Origin of the sequence: Lysinibacillus sp. YS11 (assembly GCF_002896375.1) — a bacterium.
GTDB lineage: Bacteria > Bacillota > Bacilli > Bacillales_A > Planococcaceae > Lysinibacillus > Lysinibacillus capsici.
This window is the reverse complement of sequence record NZ_CP026007.1, coordinates 2,118,006-2,134,705: the sequence shown is the minus strand read 5'-3', so window position 1 is coordinate 2,134,705 and position 16,700 is coordinate 2,118,006. Positions and strand designations below refer to the sequence as shown.

Below are 16,700 nucleotides of genomic sequence, written 5' to 3'. Positions count from 1 at the left end.
GTTAACCTGCAGAATCAGAATTATGCTGACACATAACACTAACATGGCGTGGTCTTATCGTTAAAAATGGACGTAAAGTAGCGAAGTGTCGGTACTACGTTATTCGCGTGAAACATTTTTTCAAGCTCTAGCTTTGTGACCCATCGAATTGCTGTCACTTCTCCCTCTTGAAGGATGGTTTCACTAATTTCAAAGCTTTGGTCAAATAACCACACGTCGTAAAAATCATTGAAGCAATCACGACGTTCACTCTTTACTAATTGTCCATTGGTCCTCAATAATGGTATCCCTATTTCCTCTTCCACCTCACGAACAGCCCCATCCAAACTACTTTCACCAGTTACTATAGAGCCTCCTGGACATTCCCATAAATGAGGATAATGTTTATTGGGATGTCTTTTTGTTAAAAGGAATTCTCCTTTGTTATTGCGAATCCATACGTGCACAACGATATGGTAATCTTCAGCTGCTAATTTTGTCCCTCGCACATGACGCTTATTTGTTTTTTGGCGATTTTTATCGTAAATATCCCATACTTCCATAGAGCATCTCATTTCTGAATTTGAACAAGCACATACTGCTTCGTCCACATTTCCGTTGTCACAATGGAACGTTCCCCATTTTTTTCGAAAAATAACCCGCTCCCCTCTTTTTCAAGAAATGCCCATCCTTCATTAGCCATCATTTGCTGAATGTCCTCGTCCACCTTCTGTATGCCCCTAGCTGAAATGGCTGCGAGGTACCAAGTTGCCTTCTTATCATTGGAGAGCGCCACTAAATCAACGGGGGATGCATTTAATTTTTGGATGGCTTCCTTTGGTGTAAGGGAATCGATTGGCAAAGAAGGATATAATAATTTATTGCTATCAATAAAGACCCCACTTACTACGAAAAGAGCTACTATTAGTAAACCTATTTTTTTCAAGGTTCACCCTCCTCCTTGTCTGGTTAAGAATCGGCTGCTAAAATTTATCTGTAAAATAGAGCTTCTATTTTGAAGCGGTCATACTTTAATTTTTTCATTCTATATGAATTGGAAAATCTCCTAAAGCATCTTTCTAAATTTATTTTATCCTTGTAGCGAGTATAGCAGACGATTAAGTTGTTACGTATATCTCTGTAGCCATTAAATGAGGGTGATTTAACCAAAATTCTCGTACCTTATCGGGCTTTCCTTTCCACTCTTCAGGAAAATGCTCTTCAGGTGTAAAATCATCCATTAATAACATGCCACCCATGTCTAGGATGTCAAATAAGCGTTCAGCCTCAATCGTTTTGGCTGCTGCCACATCTGCAAAAATAAATTGAAAGGGACCACTTTGAATCATCTCTTTCCAATCCCCATAAACAAACTCTGCTTGGGCATGATGGATGTTTTGATTAATAAGCTCTATCTTATCCTTTGAATGATAGACGGATATAAAATGTATAGATCGAGGAATGCTAGAGAGTATCCATGAACTGCCTACACCATAACCAGTACCTATCTCCAATATTTTTCCTGTTTTTATTTGTCCAACAAGAACTGATAAGAGCCTGCCAACCTCATCTGTACAGGAATGTTCAAAATGATGTTTTTTTGCCAAAGCCTTACTCAATTGCACCAATTCAGGTATTTCCCTATTCGACAACTATGCTGCTCTGTTTGAATGGCAATGGGCTCTGTAGGAATGAGATCATTGGAAACGGCCCTGTCAGCATAACAGGACTTATTGTTCCTTCATCAGCTAGTAGCCTTGTATCCAAAAGTTCATAGGTGAGCATGCTATTCAATCCTCTCCTAATTTCTTCTCAAAGCTGAAGATTACTTTGCCTTCGTAAATTCTTTCATCAAATTGAATAAACCCAAGTGAAGTCCAGAAGGTTAATGCTTGCTGATTTGTGGAATGAACCGCTATTTGAATACAGTTAACTTTTTGCATTCTCATTAATTCTTCATAGGTCAAATATATTTTTTTAGCATAGCCTAATCCTTGGTATTTTTTGTGCATAGCAAGTAAACTTAACCAAGGTTTTTGATAACGCGGACTTGACATGCCGTAATCCAATATGGCTAGATATTCTTCCCCTTTTTTTACTATGTATCTCTCAATCTGTAATTCCTCAGCGTCTTTAAATATATCTAATATATCCTCAGTTCCAAGTGCTTCTTTATCATATGCGATTAAATTATAGTCCCTATTTGAATTTATAATCTCTTTTTCAATTTCAATGAATCTTATATCATTTTTAATCAAGCTAAACATCTTCATGTCTCCTATGCTTTTTAGTTTCATCATACTGCATTTTTTAGAAGAACCGTACTCAGAAGTTTAGAACTATTCCAATAACAAGTAAAAATGGTAAAAGAGAATGGCTAGGTAAACGTACAACAAGCCTAGCTCTTTACGCATAAAGTAGCCATATATGACTGAAAGGATGTCCTGTGTGGGGAAAGAACATAAATATTTTCAAAATTCAAGTTTACGTCAAATCCAAATTGTCATTGTCGCTGTTGTTGTCCTTGTTGTCGTTGTAAATGTAAGCCGCCATTTTTACCCATACCACCAAGTTGTCATTATCTCGTCTATGTGACAGATGCTGGACAGCTCGCAACGCCTGATAATAGAGTTTCTGTAATCGATACCGCAACAAACACAATCGTCGCTACCATTCCAGTAGGATCTGCTCCGCTAGAAGTAGCGATTACACCTAATGGCGCTTTTGGCTATGTTCCAGCGCTCTTCTCGGATAATGTAACGGTTTTTAGCACTGCCACAAACTTGCCAATCGCTACCATTCCTGTAGGCATTGACCCCCTTGGTGTCGCCATTTCACCAAATGGAACACTTGCTTATGTATCCAATCACGGATCGAACACTATATCGGTTATTAATACAGCCACCAATACCGTAACAGCCACTATTCCAGTAGGGCTACAACCTCAAGGTATTGCCTTTACGCCAAATAGTGCGTTTGCTTATGTTGCCAACGAGAATTCCAATTCAGTATCTGTTATTAATACTGCAACCAATACGGTGATTGCTACAATCCCTGTGGGAATTCGTCCTAGATCCATTGTTTTGACTCCAAGCGGGCAATTTGCTTATGTGACAAATGAAAATAGCAATTCGGTATCGGTTATTAATACCACTACCAATACAGTAGTGGCTACCATTCCTGTTGGTACAGGACCTGTAGGAACAGCGATTACCCCTGATGGAACGCTTGTTTACATTGTGAATAAAGGCAATAATACCGTATCTGTCATCAATACAGCCACCAATACGGTGATTGCAACTATTCCTGTAGGTGCATCTCCAGACCAAGTAACCATCTTGCCAGATGGTACTTTTGCCTATGTAACAAATCAAGTAGACAATACGGTGTCTGTCATCGACATAGCAACAAACATGGTAATTGCCACAATCCCAGGATTTAACGGGCCTACTGGTATCAAAACTGGAACAATCTGTCTATAATTACACCAAAAAAAGCAACCGACTACTTCCACCCCATCTTAGAAAATGGGCTGTTTTTTGTCGGTTGCCTGCATTCTTTATAAAGTTAATTATGGCTACAGTTAGCTTAGTCTTGAATCGCTGCGTCTAAAGCGACCACGATCATGTCATTGAATGTTGTTTGACGTTCTTCAGCTGTCGTTACTTCACCAGTGATGATATGGTCACTTACTGTTAGAACAGCAAGTGCTTTACGGCCGAATTTTGCCGCTAATGTGTAAAGAGCTGCTGATTCCATTTCTACCGCTAGTACGCCGTATTTAGCTAATTTTTCGTTTTGGTGCTCATCTGAGTAGAATAAATCTGCTGTGAAGATATTCCCTACTTGTAAGTTAAGACCTGCATCTTTACCTGCATTGTATGCTTTTAATAAAAGATCAAAGTCAGCGATTGGTGCGAAATCGATAGCACCGCCCCAGATGATTTGGTTCATACGTGTATCAGATGTTGCTCCTTGTGCTAAAATCACGTCACGTACTTTTACATCTTTTTGAATTGCACCACAAGTACCTACACGGATTAATTTTTGAACATCATATTCTTGCATTAATTCTGTTGCGTAGATTGAAATAGATGGCACACCCATACCAGTTCCTTGTACAGAAATACGTTTCCCTTTATACGTACCAGTGTATCCGAACATATTACGTACTTCGTTGTAGCAAATTACATCTTCTAAAAATGTTTCCGCAATGTATTTTGCACGCAATGGATCTCCTGGAAGTAAAATTGTGTCAGCGATTTCACCTTTTTTTGCATTAATATGAATACTCATACTGCAATCCCTCTTTTCTGTCAGTTATCACTATAAATAATACTGTGTTTCTGTCATTTACGCAATGCTAGACGTCTAGCAACTACAAAATTATTTATAGTTTTCGTACAATTATGCTTGTTCCTCATAAAGTGTCCACAAAGTATCAAAGGTCTGGATTGTTAGGTTTTCCGTTGCATAGGTTTCTATATAGTCGGACAACTCATTAAAGTCTGTGCTCTGCTTTGGAAAATTATGCTCATGAAACACTTCCTCTGCAAAGCGTACTTTAGGGTCAGACCAATCGCCACCTCGATAGGTTAGGACATATAAATAAAAACTTTTCTTCATCGAACAAATTCCCCTTTTTATGCATTGGCTTTTCGCTAGTGTATCAAAAAAAATAGCATTCGTCATAAATTCCACTACTACTATATTTTACCCACTTATGATTTTAGAACTATTTTCATGGTCGATCCTGACTTTTGTCATAGTTATTTTATCTGAAAAATTTTAATTTTTAGAAATAAAGATAGAAAAATCTAGCAAAATAAGATAAAATTGAAATCGATTATTTAAAAAATAGGAAGGTGATGGCGATGAAAAAGACTAAAAAAACCCATGGTACAGCGAAAAAACGCCCGTCTCTCTTTACTTTTAGCTTTTTTAAGAAGAGGAAAGCTTCTACACAAGGGGAAACTGGGAAAAATCCCCCTCCTATTAAAGAAAAACGACAACGTTTTTACCATTTAATTCGGGGTAAAGTGCTTATTATGTTTGCACTTCTTATTGTAATTAACGGTATTATGGGTATATTGTCCTATGTCAATATACAAAACTTGCAGCACCAAATGGAAGATTTCACAAAGAAAAATGTGCAGGAGCAACTAACGGTGAATCAACTTGCCTATGAGATTGCTAGACTGACCAATTTAGAACAATCGTATTTAATTACGGGTAACGGCATTTATTCTACTTCTTATCATTTAAAAATAGATACCATTAATAAAAAGCTAGCCGCTTTGAAAGATCAATTTCAAGATCGCCAAGTGGAACTCGGACATATGCAGGCAATCGAGCAATATTATAAAAATTACCTTGATTATTCAGATAAAGTCATGACAATGCGTGATGAGCTCGGTCTTGAGCAGGCTCGTAAACTGATGATGGGTGCTACTGGGGAAACAATGAAAACACATATCGATCAAAACATTGAGACTATTAATACTGTCATGGACGATTCCAATAAAACAAAATTAGACAAGCTTAACCAGCAGGTAAATATTTCCATAACTACATTCTTTCTCGTTTCAATCGTTGGCTTTTTAGCGATTGTAATTTTTGGCTTTATGCTATTTAAATCATTAAAACGTAATACACAAGCGATTAATGACTCTATCCTTGATATTGCACAAGCAGGAGGCGATTTGACAAGACGTGTAAATGTGCGTAATCGTGATGAATTTTCGATTATTGCAGCCTCGACAAATACGTTAATTGAGTCGATTTCTAACTTAATTCGACGCGTAAGTGAGTTGGCGGATCATGTATCAAGCAGCAGTCAGGAGCTAATGTCCTTAGCAGATGAAAATGCGCGTACAATTCAGGATATTGCGGATGCGACAGCAGATATTGCGAGTGATAGTGACAATACGATTTCCAGTATGAATAGTGCGCAGCAAAAAATGAGCGACTTAGAGCATTCAATGCATCAATTAAATGAGCAAGCGAGTGCTGTCCATCGTGCCTCTATCGCCATGCAGCAAGCAGCCGATGAAGGTAGCCGCTCTGTGGAGCAATCATCACTCGTCATGCAATCCATTGAAGAAACAATGGCTTCTACAACATCTACTGTGGAGGCGTTAGGTCGTAAATCTGCGGATATTACCTCTATTATTGGTACAATCACGGCCATTTCTGAGCAAACGAATCTCCTCGCTTTAAATGCGGCGATTGAAGCGGCAAGGGCTGGTGAGCATGGACGAGGCTTTGCTGTCGTAGCCGATGAAGTTCGCAAACTGGCAGAGCAATCCCAAAGTGCAGCGAAAGAGGTGACATCGATTGTCACATCTATCCAAGATGAGGTCACATCCATCATTGCTCAAAATCACGAGGGTGTGACAACGGTCATCCGAGGCGTTGAAGTAACAAACGAAACAAATCAATCCTTAGCCAACATTTTATCGCATACCGAAGAAACAACGTCAATCATCGCGGCCATGGTGGATAAAATTGCAACAACGCTTGAAAATAGCAATGCGGTGGCAAGTGACTTCATTCATGTCAATGCCTACGCAGAACAATCTGCGGCCAACACTGTGACATCTGCGGCAGCAGCCACTCAAGGCTCCGCCTCTATGCAGGAAATCAACGCTGCAGCCACTGAGCTTGCCCAACAAGCAGATAGCCTACGCAACCTCGTGAGCGAGTTTAAAGTTTAAGCGAACTGAAAGAGAGAGGGAGAACCAATTTTTTATTGGTTCTCCCTTAACTTTGCGGGGCTATCCTTCTAATTTGCAGGGCTATCCCTCACTTTCAGCAATCTATCCGCTACTTTTTCAGGTTTATCCTCCACCTTCAGATTTCTATCCAATTATTTGAGGGCTATCCCCCTAATTTGCGGGGCTATCCTTCACTTTGAGCAATCTATCCGCTACTTTTTCAGGTTTATCCTCCACTTTCAGATTTCTATCCTTCTAACCTGCTGTGTCTCATGACCATAAAAAAACCTAGCAAGGAGCTACCTTGCTAGGTTTTTACTATTTAAATAGTGCTAGGTATTCGCCATAGCCTTCCTTTTCTAAATCTTCTTTTGCGATAAATCGAAGCGCTGCTGAGTTAATGCAGTAGCGTAAGCCACCTTGCTCACTTGGGCCGTCTGGGAAGACATGTCCTAGATGCGAATCCGCTTCTTTGCTGCGTACCTCCACACGACGCATACCGTGAGATGTATCGAAATGCTCGGTTACCTGTTCTTTTTCAATCGGCTTTGTGAAGGCTGGCCAGCCACAGCCTGAGTTGTATTTATCGAGTGAGCTGAATAAAGGCTTGCCAGACACAATGTCTACGTAGATGCCTTCTGCAAAATGGTCATCAAACTCATTACGGAATGGAGGCTCTGTGCCATTTTCCTGTGTGACATAGTATTGCATCTCTGTTAGTTCTTTTAAACGTTCTTCCTTATTCATGTTTGTTCCCCCAGTGTTGCTCCTGAAACGCTCGACGACCTGATCCAATCGAATAGCGCTCATAGTGCATTGGATTTTTCTTATAATACTGTTGATGATAATCCTCAGCCGGATAAAACGTAGTGGCTGGTAAAATTTTTACCATAATTGGTTTATCAAACTTGCCAGACGCTTGTAAATCTGACTTTGAACGTTCAGCTAGCTCACGCTGTTCTTCGTTATGATAAAAAATGGCCGTTGTGTAGGATTCTCCACGGTCGTAAAATTGACCCCCTGCATCTGTTGGGTCAATTAAAGTCCAATAAATCCCAAGTAGCTGCTCGTAGCTATATAACTCATCATCAAATGTGATTTGTACAGCTTCCACATGCCCTGTTGTTTCCGAGCAAACCTGTTCATAGGTAGGATTTACAACATGTCCACCTGTATAGCCTGAGATTACGGAATCAATCCCAGGTGTTTCGTCAAAGGGCTTGACCATACACCAAAAACAGCCTCCCGCAAATGTTGCATATTGCTTTGTCATTTATTTCACTCCTTATTCACCAGGAACAATAATTTCCAATAAGATTTTATCCTTTGGTAAGTCCAACTCTTTAGCACGTACACGTGAACCAGAGGCAATGTTAATGCGCGATAAATCAATATATATTTCTGCTTTATTCGGATTCACGGTAATCCATGAGGGAAATTCCACCGAATCGCGCATGATTTTCATTGTCGTTTCTGGTGGAATGTTTAATAACCCTACATTCATGCCTGTCTGTTTTAAAATAATATTCCCCTTGTCATCCACAATAGGATCAAAATTCATGGAAATGGGGATTTCCGTATAGAATACCGTCAGTGTGCTACGTAGTTGAATATCATCCCCAATTGTGAAATCAAGTGGTAAAGGTGAGCCTTTCGCAGCATCCTTTAGGTATTTTTTTGAGATCGATTCTAATTCCTTTGTTGTGGTTTGCACCACGAGTACATTTCCTTTGCTTTCACTTTCACCTGCTGAACTCTTCGCAACATGGACGCCATCCACTGGTCTAGTTGCTAAAAAAACGACGAGGAGGATTGCAAAAAGCACTGTGCCCGCTAAGGCGAAAAACGCGACTTTCCATTTATTCATTTTGTCACTCCTCGAAGCCTATTGCCTTGTTAATCTTTTTTTCCATACCACACTGCTCCATTGCTGCTAGTATACGCTCTGTCATTTTTTCATACCCCTTTGCATTCGGGTGGAAAAAGTCTGTATGATAGACGAGCTCTTCATTTGAATCAAACAAATCTTCTACTGATACGTAACAAGCATTGGAATCCTTGCTGGCTACTTCCTCTATCACATTATTCCATTCTGTGATAATCGTATCAAATTCATTCGCCTCATTGGTTACAATCGAAAATGGATTGTAAAAACCAATGAGTAATAAGGGCACTGTCGGATTTTTAGCACGAATGCCTTCTACGATTTTGCTGTAACGTTCCTTGTATGCTAGTAATTCCTTATCAAAAGCATCACGTTTCAGGTTAAATAAATCCTGCCTGACGACCTTCATGACATCATTGCCACCCATTGTTAAGGAAATTAGCTGTGCTTCTTGCAGCTCCTCATCATAATGCCCTTTTTTCACTAATTTTAGTAGCTGATCGCTGCGTCTGCCACGTTTGCCCCGATTATCAACCTCTACTTCCGAAATCGAAGGCCATGCGAGCAATGAATCTGCTAATCTTCCAACATAACCGTCTTGACTATACTCATCACCGACACCATCTGTCAACGAATCTCCCAGTGCCAAGTAATGTAGTTGCTTTGCTTGTTCTTCATCAATTTGCGATAAATCCTCTGCTGATGGCTCAAAAAAATGTTCAAAAATTTGCGTCAACATATTCTTAGATGTTTTTTCCTCATCTTCTGTTTGTTGCTCATCCTGCGGTATATCTTGCTCCGTTCCTGCTTGCTCACCTTCAGGTTCTGCTTGCGGATTCGGTTCATCGATTGATATTGCACAACCACTTAGTACAAAGACGGTCAAACATGACAACATAAATCGCCAAATGTCCATTTGACCACCTTCCATCCCTTTCTATTACTTCTATTATAGAATAGTTCATGCCGCAATGAAAAGTGACTTCCCCTTAGTTCTCCATAATTTTGTGTGCTTGCCAAATTTCCTCAGGTGTATGTATGGAAAAATGTGTGTTTATACAGTGTGCCTTTATGCAGAAGGGGTGATAATTAGTAGAACGTCTGATTATTTTTGATGGCAACGTGATCACTGTTTGATTGAAGCTACTGTTCAAAACGATTACTATTTAATTGAAGCCGCTCAAGCTCATAGTTAGTTGAAAACTGATCACAGCTAAACAAAAACTGCTCATCTTTGAATAATCCGCTCATCCTGCTAGGTGATCCACGCATAATAAAAAAGCCACTACATTTACTTATGTAGTAGCTCCTTCCTGTTATTCTGCAAAATAAATAAAACCAATTGCTCCTGGACCTGTGTGTGTCGAGATGATTGGAGATGTAAAGGCAATTTCAACATCGTTAAAGCCAGTTTCTTCGATTAGCGCTTTTAATGGGTTGCCCATCGTTACTAGGCCATCTGCATGGGAAATGCCGACTGCCTTAACTGTTTTTCCAGCTGTATCTGCTTGGAATTGTTTAAATAAAAATTGACTACTTGTTTATGACTACGTACCTTTGACACAGGATTGTATACGCCACCTTCAAGGTTGGCAATGACTTTGATGTTTAGGAGGGAACCGATAAAGCCTGTGCCTTTACCAATTCGACCGCCTTTGATTAAGTTTTCGAGCGTGTCTACAATAACGTATAAATGTGTATTGTCTCGTACCTTTTCTAAACGTGCTACGATGTCCTCCACAGTGGCGCCTTCATCTCGCATGCGGATGGCCTCTCGTAGTTGGATAGCTAAACCAATCGCGATAAAGCGTGAGTCAATGACTGTCACATCGGCATCTGTCATTTGAGCTGCTTGACGAGCTGATTCTACTGTGCCACTCATACCACCAGTCATATGGATGGAGATAATTTGATCGCCATCTTTACCGAGCTCATCATATATTTCCTTAAATTTACCTGGTGCTGGTTGTGAACTTTTCGGTAAATTTTTTGCATTTTTCATTAAGCCTAAAAAAGATTGTGGCTCTAAGTCCACTCCATCTGTATATGTTTGACCATCAATTTGAATCGTTAAAGGCACGATATGTATGCCATGTTGTGCTACTTCTTCTTTTGTTAAATCACAAGTTGAGTCCGTTACTATATGAATTCGTCTCACTTCGACACATCCTTTTACTTCATTAAAATTTATTATATAGACTAATGAATCATTATGTAAACATGACATTTGTCATTAGGCAAAGCTCTGTCCTAGCTAGCATGTAAACGCTACCTTGGATACTATAGCGTTTTCACCTACCTCTTGTCTATCAATGCCCCTCAAAGAATATGACAGGCTTATGACATTTTTGATATGAACTATATGACAAATGTAAATGTTCATCTATAAATTATTGGGGTATAGTAAATGTATGAACGAAAGGAGTGTTTCAAATGGTTGATTCATTTGACTATAAATCATGGAGGGAAGAGCTGTGGAATGCCATAACACACGGTATTGGTTTCATTGCTAGTATTCCAGCACTGGTTGTTCTACTGTTAGCAGCCGTACAAACAGGAAATGCCCTACATATTACAACCTTCAGCATTTTCGGTGCGTCTGTCATCATTCTGTTTTTAATGTCTACATTACTACACAGTATGCCAGAAAAATATAAACACTTTTTCGCTATTTTGGACCATTCGTCCATTTATATTTTAATTGCCGGCACCTATACGCCATTTTTATTAATTGCCGTTGGTGGTTCCCTTGGATTGACGCTACTATGTATTATTTGGTCATTGGCTGTGCTTGGTGTATTGTTTAAATGTTTCTTTATTAATCGCTTTGAAGTACTTTCATTAATTTTTTATATTGGCATGGGCTGGTTAATTATTTTTGCCATTAAGCCCGTTTATCTGTATTTAGGTTTACATGGCTTTGCTTTACTGCTAGCAGGTGGGCTATTCTATACGATTGGAGCCATCTTTTATGCATGGCGCTCTCTGCCCTTTAACCATGCAATCTGGCATCTCTTTGTGCTAGCTGGCTGTGCCTCCATGTATGCGTGTGTTTATTTTTATCTATAATAAAAGCAATCGCTCATTGTGAAGGGAGCGATTGCTTTTTCGTCTATTTACGTTCAAAAATTTGATATTGGAATGTATAACCTTCTGGTGCTGTTTCAGGCTCCTCTGAAGAGACTTGAACAAAATCATGCTCATAGCTCGGGAAATAGGTGTCTCCCTGAAAGGCATGATTAATTTTTGTGATATACAAGCGATCAGCCATCTCCATCACTAAACGGAAAATTTGCTCGCCGCCAATAATCATCACCTCAGGTACATCTCCAGCTAGCGCTAAAGCACCTTCCAAGCTAGTCACAATTTCAATGCCTTCTGCCTGATAGTTTTCGTCACGTGTAATGACGATGTTGCGTCGCCCTGGAAGTGGTCGACCGATGGATTCAAATGTTTTACGTCCCATAATCATAGGCTTGCCCATTGTTTTTTGTTTAAAATACTGCAGATCCCCAGGTAAATGCCAAGGCATCCCATTGTTATATCCGATGACGTGATTGTCATCATGTGCCACAATTAAAGAAATCATACTGTCCCTCCAAATACTTTCGTCCCTTTTATTATAAACATAATGCGCTTATTTCACCTATTTTTAAATAAATAAACATTTGTTACACCTAAATCCTAGTAAAATTATATGAATAGTTTATAATAGGAATAACAAACCTCTCTATAAAGGAATGATGAAGATGATAACTTTAAGAAAAGAAGCTGTTCAATATCTAGAAGCTCAGCGTACTGGTACACCTTATTACAAAGTTTCACCTCAGGAAGCGAGAGCCATGCGGACGGTTACACAATGGCAATCTGCACACAAACCGAAGCTAGCATCCATTGAGGATCACAAAATTACAGTGCGAGATGGCGAACAAATTAAAGTTCGGCTTTATACGCCCGTCCTCGGCAAAACTTTACCTGTTATTGTTTATTATCATGGTGGAGGCTGGGTCTATGGCAATCTAGAATCTGTCGATGCAGGCTGCCAGTTATTAGCAGACCAGGCACAGGCGATTGTGGTATCAGTGGATTACCGCTTAGCACCTGAATATCCTTTCCCAACACCCTTACATGATGCCTACGATAGCTTAGTATGGGTGCACGATCATATGGAAGCCTTAGGTGGCGATGCAAGTCGATTATCAGTTGCTGGGGACAGTGCTGGCGGAAATTTGGCTACTGTAGTTGCATACTTAGCTACTGCACTCGAGGGACCATCGTTACACGCTCAAACACTCATCTATCCTGTCACAAATGTCGATTTTTCAACAGTATCTTATCTGGCATATGGTGAAGATTACGGCTTAGATACACAAGCCATGCAGTGGTTCTCTCATCACTATACAGAGGAAGCAAACTTCACAAATCCACTTGTGTCCCCTCTTCAGCTAGAGGAAGTCCGTAACATGCCGAAAACATTCATTATAGCTGCAGAGGCAGATGTTCTCTTTGATGAGGGTCTAAGCTATGCACAAAAGTTAAAGGCTGCTGGTGTGGTAGTGGAACATATTACAATGCCAGGTTTAATCCATAGTTATTTCAGTAAAATGAATTATTTTGAAGAAGCAACAATTGAAACCGTGACAAAAATTGCGCAATTCCTGAAATAAGTTTGGCTATCCCGCGCAAACAGTGCGATAATAGAGCAAAACGTTTTTTAAAGGATGACACTATGACACAAACAATAGCTCTACAAATACAACAGCCCTTTTCTGATCAATTAAAAAAAGGCTTCCCACTTATTTCAAAGGATGCGGTTGATGCACGACGTTTACCTGCTGAGCAAGGAACACTCCTCAGGCTCATGGATCATCATAACCGTTTTATTGGAACAGGTTACTACGGCATCCAAAACAAAGGGATTGGCTGGGTGCTAACGACCGATACGAATGAAACAATTGATAAAGCTTTTTTTATAAAAAATTTAAAAAAGCCATCGACAATCGTGCTGCATTTTTTAGCAATGAAAACACAACAGCCTTTCGTGTGTTTAATGGTGAAGGAGATGGCATCGGCGGTCTTACGATTGATTTTTTTAACAGCTACTACATGGTAAGCTGGTATAGTGAGGGCATTTATTCATTTAAAGAAGTGGTGTATGAGGCGCTTGCTGAGACAGTAGACTACCAAGCGATTTATGAGAAAAAACGCTTTGATAGCAAAGGACAATATATCGAGCAAGATGATTTTGTAATGGGCACGCCAGGAGAATTTCCTATCATGGTGAAGGAAAATGGTATGACCTATGCGGTGCATTTAAACGATGGCGCCATGACAGGGATTTTCCTCGATCAACGTGAGGTACGATTGGCTATTCGAGAGCGTTATGCCAACAATACAGACATGCTGAATACGTTTTCCTATACAGGAGCATTTTCTGTGGCTGCCGCTCTAGGAGGAGCCATCAAGACAACGAGTGTAGATGTGGCAAAGCGTAGTTTAGCCAAAACGATTGAGCAATTTAGTGTCAATCATATTGATTATGAGGCACAGGATATAAAAGTCATGGATGTCTTCCATTATTTTAAATATGCACAACGCCATGCTTTACAGTTTGACCTTGTCGTATTAGACCCACCTAGCTTTGCACGTACGAAGCAAATGACCTTTTCAACGGCAAAGGACTACCCTAAATTACTAAAGGACACGATTGCCATTACCGCTAAAAACGGCATCATCGTGGCTTCCACAAATAATGCCAGCTTTGGCATGAAAAAGTTCAAAGGCTTTATTGACCAAGCATTTAAAGAGACTCGTACACGCTATAAAATTGTCGAGGAATACGGTTTACCGAAGGATTTCCGTGTACCACGTGAATACCCTGAATTTAATTATCTGAAGGTCGTGTTCATCCAGAAAATCGACTAACCAATTGAGAATCACACCAAGGTGTGATTCTTTTTATGTAAGGAAAAGTTGATTCTACCTAAGGAGGTTCGGTACCTCTACAATAAAGGTTCCAAAAGATTGAAACGTTATAAACAAACAGAGCCTTTCTATTAAAAGTAGCCTAAGAAGATGTTCTCTTCTTAGGCCACCCGATTATAGATATTTCACAAACCAATCACGGATATATTCAAGTCGATTAATTCGTAATGTGGGTTTTCCACTTCTTGAAAGTTCATGATTCGCCTCAGGGAAACGCACGAACTTTGTTTGTTTTTTATGATATTTTAAGGCGATAAACAATTGCTCTGCCTGCTCAATTGGACAACGATAGTCTTTTTCACCATGTAAAATCAATAATGGTGTCTCCACTTTGTCTACATACTTCAGTGGCGAATGATGCCATAGCTTCTCTATATCATCGAGTCCTGCTTGAATTTGCCAGTCTGTAAAGTAATAGCCGATATCACTGACACCAGCAAAGCTAATCCAGTTCGAAATGGAGCGCTGCGTCACAGCTGCTTTAAAGCGATTTGTATGGCCCACAATCCAGTTGGTCATAAAACCACCGTAGCTTCCACCAGTTACACCTAGACGATCTTGATCAATAAAATCATAGTGCTCCAGAGCGTAGTCTATCGCTGCCATTAAGTCCGCATAATCATTACCACCATAATCGCCACGTACTGCATCAACAAATTTTTGGCCATAGCCATGACTACCACGCGGATTAGTATAAAGCACTGCAAAGCCTTGTGCAGCAAGGATTTGGAATTCATTAAAGTAGGTATTGCCATACATAGCATGCGGACCACCATGGATTTCAAGAATGAGAGGATATTTCTTCCCTGCTTCATAGCCAACTGGCCTCATAATCCAGCCATTGACCTTCCAGCCTTCTGCACCTTCAAATTCGATACTCTCTGGAACAGCTAATGTTTTGGTTTTTAAAAAATCTTCATTAATGGACGTCAACTGTTCTTTGTCACCTGTTTTTAGGTTCACATAAAACAGATCGCCTGGATTGGTCGTTGTGCTAATAGCCGCAATAGCCTGATCGTTTTGCGCATCAAGTGAGAAGCCATAGACATATTGATCATCATGGATAGCTGGGTAAATTTCGCCATCTACATTTCCGTAATAAATCGCCGCATTGCCGTGATCTGTGACTTGGAAGTAGAAGCTATGATTATCATTCATCCATTGCACACGTGGTGACGCTACACCTTGCAGGAAATCACCGATGACATAATCACCAACAGGCGCATCAAATTCACTTGTTACACAGTTTAGTAGTTTTTGCTCCATGTCATAAATCCAAAGCTTTGCTTGTGTGGCATTTTCAAATTCACGTTCTCCACCTACAAAAGAAAGATAGCGACTATTCGGAGACCAAGCTGTTTGGTAATATGCACCCGAACCTTCTGTTAGCTTGTGACTCTGCTTAGATTCTAACTCCAATAAATAGATATCCACATTAAATGAGAAATCTAAATCCTCCGCTTTATCTGCTAAGTACGTAAGGTATTTGCCATCTGGCGACCAAGTACCCAGATGGCAGTACTCTTTGCCTTCTGTCACTTGTTCTAGCTCTCCTGATGCCACATTGACAATGGCAATATGGGTAAACTGCTCCATATCAATAAATCCACCAGCATCCGATTTGTGTTTCATTTTCTCGATTTCTAGTGGCTTTAGTTCTTTGTCCTTTTTCTTCTCATCCTCCGCTTTATCTAGGATGGTTTCATCTTTCCCTAGCACGACTGAAAAAGCAATTTTCTTGCCACACGGTGACCAGACAGGGGAGGTCGCTCCATTTTTACAATGTGTCACCTGTTTTGCCTCTCCACCTGCTTTCGAAAGAACATAAATTTGCGACTTACCTGTTCTCGTTGACAAAAATGCAATTTGACTGCCATCTGGTGACCAAACAGGGGAACTCGTTCTATCTTCACCAAATGTCCATTGCTGTGGTGTTTTGTCCTTCAAGTTTATGTAAAACAAATTCGATATATAGTCATTTTTCTTCTCGTCCATACGAGTCTCTACATAAACTACCTCTGTCCCATCTGGTGAAAGCTGTGGATCTGCTAATGATTTTAAGTGATAAAGATCTTCTGGTTGAATCCCTTGTTTCGATGTCATGTTCTTGCTCCTTTGTATTGTAATTTTCTGTG

The 16,700-nt window shown here is 40.0% G+C and carries 16 protein-coding genes and 3 pseudogenes; 6 read left to right on the top strand and 13 right to left on the bottom strand.

Features of this window, described 5'->3' with window-relative positions; all coding sequences use genetic code 11:
- Window positions 1–38: 38 nt before the first annotated feature.
- From LBYS11_RS10540 to LBYS11_RS10525, 4 genes are all read right to left on the bottom strand, one after another.
- A complete protein-coding gene (locus LBYS11_RS10540) occupies window positions 39–554 on the bottom strand; it encodes an NUDIX hydrolase (protein WP_233732709.1) in 516 nt (171 codons plus the stop codon).
- Complete coding sequence (locus LBYS11_RS10535; protein ID WP_103118078.1) at window positions 551–925, bottom strand: hypothetical protein; 375 nt, start codon at window positions 923–925, stop codon at window positions 551–553. Before LBYS11_RS10535 ends, LBYS11_RS10540 begins: the two co-directional genes overlap by 4 nt.
- Before the next feature lie 172 nt (window positions 926–1,097).
- Complete coding sequence (locus LBYS11_RS10530) at window positions 1,098–1,607, bottom strand: O-methyltransferase (protein ID WP_103118077.1); 510 nt, start codon at window positions 1,605–1,607, stop codon at window positions 1,098–1,100.
- 162 nt (window positions 1,608–1,769) lie between these two features.
- A complete protein-coding gene (locus LBYS11_RS10525) occupies window positions 1,770–2,279 on the bottom strand; it encodes a GNAT family N-acetyltransferase (RefSeq protein ID WP_233732707.1) in 510 nt (169 codons plus the stop codon).
- Window positions 2,280–2,427: 148 nt separating this feature from the next.
- Here LBYS11_RS10525 and LBYS11_RS23070 point away from each other — a divergent pair, with 148 nt between their 5' ends.
- Both LBYS11_RS23070 and LBYS11_RS10520 read left to right on the top strand, forming a co-directional pair.
- On the top strand, window positions 2,428–2,574 hold the full coding sequence (locus LBYS11_RS23070) for a hypothetical protein (RefSeq protein ID WP_158651948.1): 147 nt from the start codon (window positions 2,428–2,430) through the stop codon (window positions 2,572–2,574).
- Window positions 2,502–3,461, top strand: a pseudogene (locus tag LBYS11_RS10520) (beta-propeller fold lactonase family protein); the annotation flags it as partial. The gene LBYS11_RS23070 and the pseudogene LBYS11_RS10520, both read left to right, overlap by 73 nt.
- Window positions 3,462–3,567: 106 nt before the next feature.
- On the opposite strand, the gene deoD reads toward LBYS11_RS10520, so the two are convergent.
- Window positions 3,568–4,275, bottom strand: a complete 708-nt coding sequence (gene deoD / locus LBYS11_RS10515; RefSeq protein WP_103118075.1) for a purine-nucleoside phosphorylase — start codon at window positions 4,273–4,275, stop codon at window positions 3,568–3,570.
- A gap of 111 nt (window positions 4,276–4,386) precedes the next feature.
- On the bottom strand, window positions 4,387–4,605 hold the full coding sequence (locus tag LBYS11_RS10510) for a YozE family protein (protein ID WP_048395688.1): 219 nt from the start codon (window positions 4,603–4,605) through the stop codon (window positions 4,387–4,389).
- A 248-nt stretch (window positions 4,606–4,853) separates the two neighbouring features.
- On the opposite strand from LBYS11_RS10510, the gene LBYS11_RS10505 reads away from it, so the two are divergent.
- The gene (locus LBYS11_RS10505) at window positions 4,854–6,695 is read left to right on the top strand and encodes a methyl-accepting chemotaxis protein (RefSeq protein WP_103118074.1); all 1,842 of its coding nucleotides are present in this window, start codon (window positions 4,854–4,856) and stop codon (window positions 6,693–6,695) included.
- A 318-nt stretch (window positions 6,696–7,013) separates the two neighbouring features.
- Here the strand turns inward: LBYS11_RS10505 and msrB are convergent, their stop codons facing one another.
- From msrB to LBYS11_RS10480, 5 genes and pseudogenes are all read right to left on the bottom strand, one after another.
- Window positions 7,014–7,442 carry a peptide-methionine (R)-S-oxide reductase MsrB gene (msrB, locus tag LBYS11_RS10500; RefSeq protein WP_103118073.1) on the bottom strand — a complete coding sequence of 143 codons (429 nt, stop codon included), beginning with the start codon at window positions 7,440–7,442 and terminating at the stop codon, window positions 7,014–7,016.
- Complete coding sequence (msrA, locus tag LBYS11_RS10495; RefSeq protein WP_103118072.1) at window positions 7,435–7,968, bottom strand: peptide-methionine (S)-S-oxide reductase MsrA; 534 nt, start codon at window positions 7,966–7,968, stop codon at window positions 7,435–7,437. The genes msrB and msrA overlap by 8 nt, the downstream gene beginning before the upstream one ends.
- Before the next feature lie 12 nt (window positions 7,969–7,980).
- The gene (locus LBYS11_RS10490) at window positions 7,981–8,562 is read right to left on the bottom strand and encodes a YpmS family protein (protein WP_048395694.1); all 582 of its coding nucleotides are present in this window, start codon (window positions 8,560–8,562) and stop codon (window positions 7,981–7,983) included.
- 4 nt (window positions 8,563–8,566) lie between these two features.
- Entirely contained in the window at window positions 8,567–9,496 is a 930-nt protein-coding gene (locus LBYS11_RS10485) for a GDSL-type esterase/lipase family protein (protein WP_233732703.1), read from the bottom strand.
- Window positions 9,497–9,896: 400 nt separating this feature from the next.
- A pseudogene (locus LBYS11_RS10480) lies at window positions 9,897–10,738 on the bottom strand (DegV family protein).
- 275 nt (window positions 10,739–11,013) lie between these two features.
- Between LBYS11_RS10480 and LBYS11_RS10475 the strand changes: the two are divergent.
- Complete coding sequence (locus tag LBYS11_RS10475) at window positions 11,014–11,649, top strand: PAQR family membrane homeostasis protein TrhA (protein ID WP_048395699.1); 636 nt, start codon at window positions 11,014–11,016, stop codon at window positions 11,647–11,649.
- Between the two features lie 43 nt (window positions 11,650–11,692).
- Here LBYS11_RS10475 and LBYS11_RS10470 read toward each other — a convergent pair whose 3' ends face one another.
- Window positions 11,693–12,169, bottom strand: a complete 477-nt coding sequence (locus LBYS11_RS10470; protein ID WP_048395701.1) for a dihydrofolate reductase — start codon at window positions 12,167–12,169, stop codon at window positions 11,693–11,695.
- A 160-nt stretch (window positions 12,170–12,329) separates the two neighbouring features.
- Between LBYS11_RS10470 and LBYS11_RS10465 the strand changes: the two genes are divergently transcribed.
- Both LBYS11_RS10465 and LBYS11_RS10460 read left to right on the top strand, forming a co-directional pair.
- Entirely contained in the window at window positions 12,330–13,247 is a 918-nt protein-coding gene (locus LBYS11_RS10465) for an alpha/beta hydrolase (protein ID WP_048395703.1), read from the top strand.
- Between the two features lie 62 nt (window positions 13,248–13,309).
- A pseudogene (locus tag LBYS11_RS10460) lies at window positions 13,310–14,505 on the top strand (class I SAM-dependent rRNA methyltransferase).
- 174 nt (window positions 14,506–14,679) lie between these two features.
- Here the strand turns inward: LBYS11_RS10460 and LBYS11_RS10455 are convergent.
- Window positions 14,680–16,668 (bottom strand): S9 family peptidase, encoded by a 1,989-nt coding sequence (locus LBYS11_RS10455; RefSeq protein WP_103118070.1) that lies wholly within the window; start codon window positions 16,666–16,668, stop codon window positions 14,680–14,682.
- Window positions 16,669–16,700: the final 32 nt, after the last annotated feature.